The organism is Alcaligenes sp. GCM10023179 (assembly GCF_042653705.1).
GTDB lineage: Bacteria > Pseudomonadota > Gammaproteobacteria > Burkholderiales > Burkholderiaceae_B > Alcaligenes > Alcaligenes phenolicus.
In genome coordinates this window covers 994,621-1,001,297 of sequence record NZ_JBHSIQ010000002.1, presented here as the reverse complement: position 1 = coordinate 1,001,297, position 6,677 = coordinate 994,621, and the positions used below count along the sequence as shown (strand labels likewise).

At 55.1% G+C, this 6,677-nt stretch carries 7 protein-coding genes; 4 read left to right on the top strand and 3 right to left on the bottom strand.

What is annotated here, in order from left to right; genetic code table 11:
- The first annotated feature begins 930 nt into the window (after positions 1-930).
- Positions 931-1,701 (top strand): Crp/Fnr family transcriptional regulator, encoded by a 771-nt coding sequence (locus tag ACFPDR_RS13950; RefSeq protein ID WP_376911265.1) that lies wholly within the window; start codon positions 931-933, stop codon positions 1,699-1,701.
- On the opposite strand, the gene ACFPDR_RS13945 is transcribed toward ACFPDR_RS13950, so the two are convergent.
- Both ACFPDR_RS13945 and ACFPDR_RS13940 read right to left on the bottom strand, forming a co-directional pair.
- Positions 1,640-3,007 carry a hypothetical protein gene (locus ACFPDR_RS13945; protein ID WP_137430847.1) on the bottom strand — a complete coding sequence of 456 codons (1,368 nt, stop codon included), beginning with the start codon at positions 3,005-3,007 and terminating at the stop codon, positions 1,640-1,642. The genes ACFPDR_RS13950 and ACFPDR_RS13945 overlap by 62 nt on opposite strands.
- 4 nt (positions 3,008-3,011) lie before the next feature.
- Entirely contained in the window at positions 3,012-3,233 is a 222-nt protein-coding gene (locus tag ACFPDR_RS13940) for a DUF2249 domain-containing protein (protein ID WP_035268878.1), read from the bottom strand.
- 248 nt (positions 3,234-3,481) lie between these two features.
- Here ACFPDR_RS13940 and ubiU point away from each other — a divergent pair, with 248 nt between their 5' ends.
- The 3 genes from ubiU to ubiT are packed head-to-tail and all read left to right on the top strand — an operon-like array spanning position 3,482 to position 5,911.
- Entirely contained in the window at positions 3,482-4,477 is a 996-nt protein-coding gene (gene ubiU / locus ACFPDR_RS13935) for a ubiquinone anaerobic biosynthesis protein UbiU (protein WP_009458516.1), read from the top strand.
- Positions 4,478-4,495: 18 nt separating this feature from the next.
- Positions 4,496-5,398, top strand: coding sequence for a ubiquinone anaerobic biosynthesis protein UbiV (gene ubiV / locus ACFPDR_RS13930; RefSeq protein WP_031232782.1), 903 nt, complete (start codon positions 4,496-4,498; stop codon positions 5,396-5,398).
- Between the two features lie 15 nt (positions 5,399-5,413).
- Complete coding sequence (gene ubiT, locus ACFPDR_RS13925) at positions 5,414-5,911, top strand: ubiquinone anaerobic biosynthesis accessory factor UbiT (protein WP_239054999.1); 498 nt, start codon at positions 5,414-5,416, stop codon at positions 5,909-5,911.
- Positions 5,912-5,916: 5 nt separating this feature from the next.
- Here ubiT and ACFPDR_RS13920 read toward each other — a convergent pair whose 3' ends face one another.
- Complete coding sequence (locus tag ACFPDR_RS13920) at positions 5,917-6,666, bottom strand: anaerobic ribonucleoside-triphosphate reductase activating protein (protein WP_226349734.1); 750 nt, start codon at positions 6,664-6,666, stop codon at positions 5,917-5,919.
- Positions 6,667-6,677: the final 11 nt, after the last annotated feature.

Here is a 6,677-nt window from a genome sequence, read left to right as displayed (position 1 = left end):
GCGGCGACAAAAGCGCAGGCTACCGGCCTGTCTCGGATTGCTCGAAGGCCTGACCCTGGACCGCTCGGTTCAGGCGCACCGCCACCCCTCCTGGCCCGTTCCGGGCTGTTTATATTCCGTGTTCTTACCGACGCCGTTTGGCCTAAGCCTAGTAGGTTGGTCATGACATTCTGTCCCGGCACCATAGGATTGACGGACAATGCGTCGCTGTTTACCTTCAGAATGCTCGGTCGTTCTACTCTTGCTGTGCCGATTGTTTGTTGTTGAGACGCGGCGACAGACCACTTCTTCTTCTTCTTCTTCTTCTTCTGCTGCTGATTGCCACGGGTAGTGACTCTAATCGGCATGCACGGTGCCTGTTCTATGATTGGTGCGCATAGCGTTTAATGCTTTAGTTGCAGACAACGTGGCTGGATCATCGCTGCAGAGTGGTCGCTCTACTCTTCGCGCTCGTAGCATTAGCAGCTGAGCTTTTCGCACCAATCAGCTTTGTCTACCAAGATGGGGCCTGCAACTGCAGACATCTGTCTCCTTAGCTTAGGGCTGTAGCGTACTTAGTCACTGCCTGTATTCGTCCTCCCTGAGCCCTCCGAAATTCCTACTCAGTTTTCTCTTTAACGTCGACGTAGCTGGCTCTGCTAAGGCCTATTGCATCCATTCAGAATTCAAGTCGATTTGGAAATGAGGCTGTCCCCAATCAGTTTCCCCTCTCAATATTCCCTACCTCTAACATGGTCAAATTTGACCGCTTCTTGCTTGGATCTGTTCCTAAGTCATGCTGAACTAGCAGTTCTGACTATCTTTTTACGTCCTCTTTAAAGCCTCGATTTATCTGTTTGACGTGTATCAATCAGGCACCGAGCTAATCTGAACAAGAGGGAACGGAGTATGTCAGTCTAGCTATGGTTCTATTTGGCATACGGAAAAGATATGGCGGCTCAAGATATGGCCTCGCAGGCAAGCAATGAAGAATTGTCAGACACTAGGCTAGTGCAGGGTGAAGGGCCGGGACGCTGGAAGCGGATACAGGCCCAGCTGGCTCATCTGCCTATATTCAAGGAGCTGCCACCGGAACAGCTGGAGCCCATCGCTAAAGGCACTCAGGAAATACATGCTTTGCGTGGGACGACTTTATTTCACAGTGGTGACCCTTGTTTGGGCTTTCACATGTTGGTCTATGGTCGGGTGAAGCTGGTATTTGTCTCGTCCACGGGCTCAGAGCGCGTCGTTCGCCTGGTGGAGCCAGGAGAGGGGTTTGGTGAGGCGCTGATGTTCATGGGCCGTAATTACATTGTGACGGCCCAGACTTTGGTGGATTCTCTGCTCTTGCATATCAACAGAGACACCTTGATGGAGCAGCTGGAGAAGGGCAGTGATGTTGCTCGCCTGATGCTGGCTGGTTTAAGTGAGCGGCTTTATCGCTTGATGGGCGAGTTGGAGGCCTATACGCTGCAAAATGGTGTGCAACGTCTGGTGAATTACCTTTTGCAGGAGTGGCCGGGCGAAGAGGGTGTCCCCTTCAGGATCGATGTCGGTAAGTCCGTCATTGCTTCCCGCCTGAATCTGACCCCGGAGCACTTATCACGTACCTTGCGTGATTTGATGGACCGGGATCTGATTCGGGTTCAGCGACGTAATTTTACGATTCTGGACAGCGCGGCTTTGCGGCAATATGGTGCTCTGCCTGATATGCGCGGATAGCGCGCAGGCTACGGCGATAGCGCTGCCAGGCTGTGCATAGATTCCAAGTCAAGCTTGCAAAAGACAGCAGCAAAGCAGGAGCAGCTATCCAGGCGAAAGACTCGATCCCCAAGCTCGCACCTGTCCAAAGCACCAGACTTAGGCTATGCAAAGCCCAATGTGCTCGGGCGCTGGATGCCGGGATGTAGTTGGCAGTCTTGGGAATAAGGCGCAAGAGGGCACGCGTGTGCTCGGTATTGTCCGTATCCATGCTGACATACTCCTGGGCCTCTCGCCAAAGTAGAAAGGGCACGATGGTATAGAGCATCCCACAGACGACGGAACCCAAGGCTCCCATAATGAGCAAGACACCAATCGCCAGCTCTGCGTTGGAGGCGGCGGGATTGTGGGTCCAGAAGTTCAACAGAACAGCAATCAACAGGCTGCTTAAGGAGCTATACCAGAATAAAGTGCTGGCTCCTGCTGTCGGACGCTTGCGTTTCCAGAGGCGCGCCCACGTAATCACCGCCCATAAGCCGTAGCTTAAAAAGATCAGGTAGGTGACCAGATCACGCACAGGTAACCAGGAGCCAGGTAAGGAGGCCAGGGCCCACTGTGCAATCAACAGGGCTCCTACGACCCAAGGTAGCCAACGTACTAGAGGCGCTGGGTAGAGTTCGGTGATTTGAAAAATAGGCAGCAGTTGGAACGACATGGCAATCAGCAGCAAGCCTGCCCAAGCTGCCAGGCCCATCGTCATGTGCAGATTCAGCAAATTGGCGACGGCTTGTTCGCTTGCCAGGGCGACCAGCATGGCAAGCCCCGTTGAGACAGTCAGCAACAGTCCCAGCAAAGCCAGTCGGATAGGAGCCACTATTTCTTTGGCGCCGCGAAAGACGTCGCGCCGAGAGCGCCACAAGGCCAGCATGGCAGTCAGTAGATAAACCCCCAAAGCAAAGGCAAGACAAGCGCCTGCCAGCGTGTAAGCCCAGCTTTGCCAGCTAAGAAAGCCTGTCATCAGAAATAGTGTGCCAGCGCTGAGCAAGCCCCAAAAAGCTAGCGCCTGACCGCGTGACACCTGAATACGCACATTGCAGGCCACGGCCAGAATATGTGCCAAAGAGGCAAACATGGCACTGCCCACGATCCCCAAGGTCCAGGCATGGGTTATGGCCAAGGTGGCGGGGTGCCAGCGGGAGTTGAATAATTCCGGTCCGCTATAGAGCGCCAGCATGGCAGCCAGCAGTCCAAAAAAAGGGACATTCGCAAACAAGGGCAAGGTCAGTGACAAAGAGGGTGACTGATCCAGCGATAAAGCGCGTTGCATAGACTTAGTTCCTGCGGATGATGAGCTTGAAGCCGTTTTCTTGGTGGGTGCCGTGATACTTGAAGCCGCTGCGTCGCAGGATTTCATACAAGGGGAAAGGTTCTCGATCCAGCCACATGAGCAAGGCCTGGGTGGGAGCCAGTTCAGCCAGTGCTTCCAGGCAATGCTCCAAAGGCTCGGGTGCGGGCAGGCCGCGAGTATCCAGCGTGATCTCAGTTTGTGTCATCAAGACTCCAGCACGAAAGGCTTGGAAGGCATTGTGGACCATTCTGCCCGCCTATGGCGCAGGCAAAGTGGGACTTGTTTGCCACGGGTCAGGAGGTGGGAAGAATTTGATATGCGTTAAGGCCCCTTAATTTCAGAGCAGGCATAGTGGTGGTCTTGTCGAGCCAGGATCCACCCTGGCCAGATTGCTGATCGGGGAGTGTCATGAATACAGCGTCCACGGCTTTAGCCGCGTCCGATAACCCGCAGATGGAACTGGTTTGCCCAGCGGGCAGCTTACCTGCCTTGAAAGCAGCCATTGATAACGGAGCCGATAGTGTCTATCTGGGGTTCCGGGATGCCACCAACGCCCGGAACTTCGCCGGGCTTAATTTTGATGCACAGGCGATTGCACAAGGGATTGATTACGCACACCAGCGCGGCCGCAAAGTTTTGCTGGCTCTCAATACCTACCCGCAACCCAATGCCTGGCAACAGTGGCGCGACGCGGTGGACCGAGCTGCCCAGGCTCAGGTCGATGCGGTCATCATGGCAGACCCAGGATTGATGGCCTATGCCAGTCAGGCACATCCCAATCTGCGCTTGCACTTGTCGGTGCAGGGTTCAGCCACCAATCCGGAAGCCATCAAGTATTACCACCAGAACTTCGGTATTCAGCGCGTGGTTTTGCCGCGTGTCCTGTCCATGACCCAAGTGGAGCAGGTCTGTGAGCAGGTCCCTGTTCAGGTTGAGGTTTTTGGCTTTGGCAGCTTGTGCGTGATGGTGGAGGGCCGCTGTGCCTTGTCCTCCTATGCCACTGGTGAGTCCCCCAATACACATGGAGTCTGTTCCCCCGCCGGGCATGTGCGCTGGGAGCAGACAGATCAGGGGCTGGAGTCGCGTCTGAATGGTGTGTTGATCGACCGCTATCAGGATGGTGAAAATGCGGCTTACCCCACTTTGTGCAAAGGGCGTTTTGATGTGGCGGGCGAAAACTATTACGCACTGGAGGAGCCCACCAGCCTGAACACTTTGTCCTTGTTGCCACAACTGTTGGCGGCGGGTGTCAGCGCAATCAAGATTGAAGGCCGACAGCGCAGCCCGGCTTATGTGGCTCAAGTTACTCAGGTATGGCGGCAAGCCATTGATTCGGCCAAATCCACGCCAGCCCGTTATTCAGTCCATCCGGCCTGGATGGGGGCTTTGAACAAACTGGCCGAAGGGCAGCAACATACGCTGGGTGCCTATTCTCGGCCCTGGAAGTAGAGCATGGGAGGCTCAATCATGAAATTATCTTTAGGCCCCTTGCAGTATTACTGGTCCCGCGTTGCCACGATGCAGTTTTATGAGTCGGCCTGCGACTGGCCGATCGATGTGGTGTATCTGGGCGAGACCGTATGTTCGCGTCGTCACGAGCTACGACTGGATGATTGGCTGGATATTGCCCAGATGCTGGCCCAGGCTGGCAAGGTGCCGGTTCTGTCTAGTCAGGTCTTGCTGGAGTCCGGGCGGGACGTGAATACGCTACGCAAGGTCACCGAACAGGCTGATTATCTGGTCGAAGCCAATGATATGGGAGCAGTACGTTTGATGCAGGGTCGGGACTTTGTCGCCGGCCCTTTTTTAAATGTTTATAACGGGCCAGTGCTGGATTTGATTGCTTCTCAAGGCGCGGTGCGTTGGGTGATGCCTCTGGAAATGGGCCGTGCAGGATTGGCGCAGTTGCAGCAAGACAGACCTGCCGGTTTGGAAACCGAGGTCTTTGCCTTCGGGCGTTTGCCCCTGGCTTTCTCGGCCCGTTGCTTTGCGGCGCGTAACCGCAATCTGCCCAAGGACAATTGCCAGTACGTATGCATGGACTATCCCGATGGCTTGCTGCTGGAAACTCGTGAAGGGCAGGGTTTTCTGACGATTAACGGTATCCAGACTCAATCCGCCTGGGTGTACACCTTACTGGAGCAGGTACAGGATTTGCGCGATTTGGGTGTGAATATGCTGCGTTTGAGTCCGCAATCTCAGCATATGGATGCGGTCGTGCATTTGTTTAATGACGTGATTCAGGGGCGTATTCAGGCAAGGGATGCCCACGAGGATATGCTGCCTTTACTGCCCGCTAAGGCCTGCAACGGTTTCTGGCATGGTCGCCCCGGTTTGGAATGGGTGTCGCCGGTGTCAGAGCGTTTTTAAGGGAGGGATGGAAGAATGAATGAAATAACGACTCCCCGTTTACCTGCTGTTGTGGCGGGTGTTTTAAGCCGTTTACCCCCGTGGCCCGGCTCCCGCTTGTTTTGTACGGGCTTGAACGTGCTGATGCGTCCGCACTTGCCGGCTGACATTGCGGAACGATTGGAAGGTCGAGCTTTACGCATACAGGTGGCAGATGCCGGTTTAGCGTTTGACTATACGTGGCGCCAAGGGGCTTTTTACCCTCTGTCGGCACGTACACAACGTCCGGATTTGACCCTGAAAGCGGATCTTTGGGCTTTTTATCAGCTTTTGCAGCGGCAGGAAGATCCGGATACCTTGTTCTTTAATCGACGTCTGTCGATTGAGGGCGATACCGAATTGGGCCTGATGGTGAAAAACACTCTGGACGCCTTGGACCCCGATATTCTGCATCCGCGTGCAGTGCTTAAACAGGGTAAAGCGGCTTTACAGGATGTACTGCGCCGCCCGATACGCACCCCCGCTTCTTCCTGAGACAATTAAGAGCGTCGCACTTCAAAGTGCGGAAACAGCTTCTGGAGGTTTTCCAAAATCTCCGCTCCTGGGTAGGCCTGCAAAGCCTGCCCAGTTTCATTCAGGAAATCGTCATCACAGCCTTGTGTGCGGAAAATCTGCACGGCATAGCGCTGGACGCCCAGCTCATGCAGGTGTTGTCCCAAAGCTTGTACCGAGGCGGGACTGTGCAGTTGGGGATGAATAGTGCTGCGGCACTCAAACAGAACGTCTTCGTTCAGCAGCAACTGCAAACTGCGTAAGGGCGCAGCGGCACTATTGCTGCGTTGAGTAATGGCGTCGTAGTGACTGAACTCTGCCTTGATATCCAGGCCTATCCAGTCCACCCAAGGCAGGATTTCCAGCAGTCTGGCCGGATGTGTGCCTGCGGTGTGTAAACCGATTTTGAAACCCAGCCTGCGCACCGCGCGGATGGCGGAGCCCAGGGCCGGGTCCAGTGTGGGCTCGCCGCCGCTAAAGACGACGGCATCCAGCAGGCCGACGCGGCGATTCAGAAAGTCCAGCAAGGCGTTCCAATCAATAGCACTGTCTGGTGTGCGCTCTTGCAGGTGGGGGTTGTGGCAGTAGCCACAGCGCCAGGGGCAGCCTTGCACAAAGATGACAGCGGCTAATTGGCCGGGGTAATCCGTAGCCGAGAAAGGGGCGCAGCCACCCACTTTCAATGCCACTTTGTGGGCAGGCGTGGCCGGGTAAAGATGGCGCGTGGCGTAAGTCATGGAATTTGACC

Coding starts and splice junctions, on each gene's coding strand:
- ACFPDR_RS13945 (WP_137430847.1), bottom strand. CDS start 3,007: ATGCAACGCGCTTTATCGCTGGATCAGTCACCCTCTTTGTCACTGACC.
- ACFPDR_RS13940 (WP_035268878.1), bottom strand. CDS start 3,233: ATGACACAAACTGAGATCACGCTGGATACTCGCGGCCTGCCCGCACCC.
- ubiT (WP_239054999.1), top strand. CDS start 5,414: ATGAATGAAATAACGACTCCCCGTTTACCTGCTGTTGTGGCGGGTGTT.
- ubiU (WP_009458516.1), top strand. CDS start 3,482: ATGGAACTGGTTTGCCCAGCGGGCAGCTTACCTGCCTTGAAAGCAGCC.
- ubiV (WP_031232782.1), top strand. CDS start 4,496: ATGAAATTATCTTTAGGCCCCTTGCAGTATTACTGGTCCCGCGTTGCC.
- ACFPDR_RS13950 (WP_376911265.1), top strand. CDS start 931: ATGGCGGCTCAAGATATGGCCTCGCAGGCAAGCAATGAAGAATTGTCA.
- ACFPDR_RS13920 (WP_226349734.1), bottom strand. CDS start 6,666: ATGACTTACGCCACGCGCCATCTTTACCCGGCCACGCCTGCCCACAAA.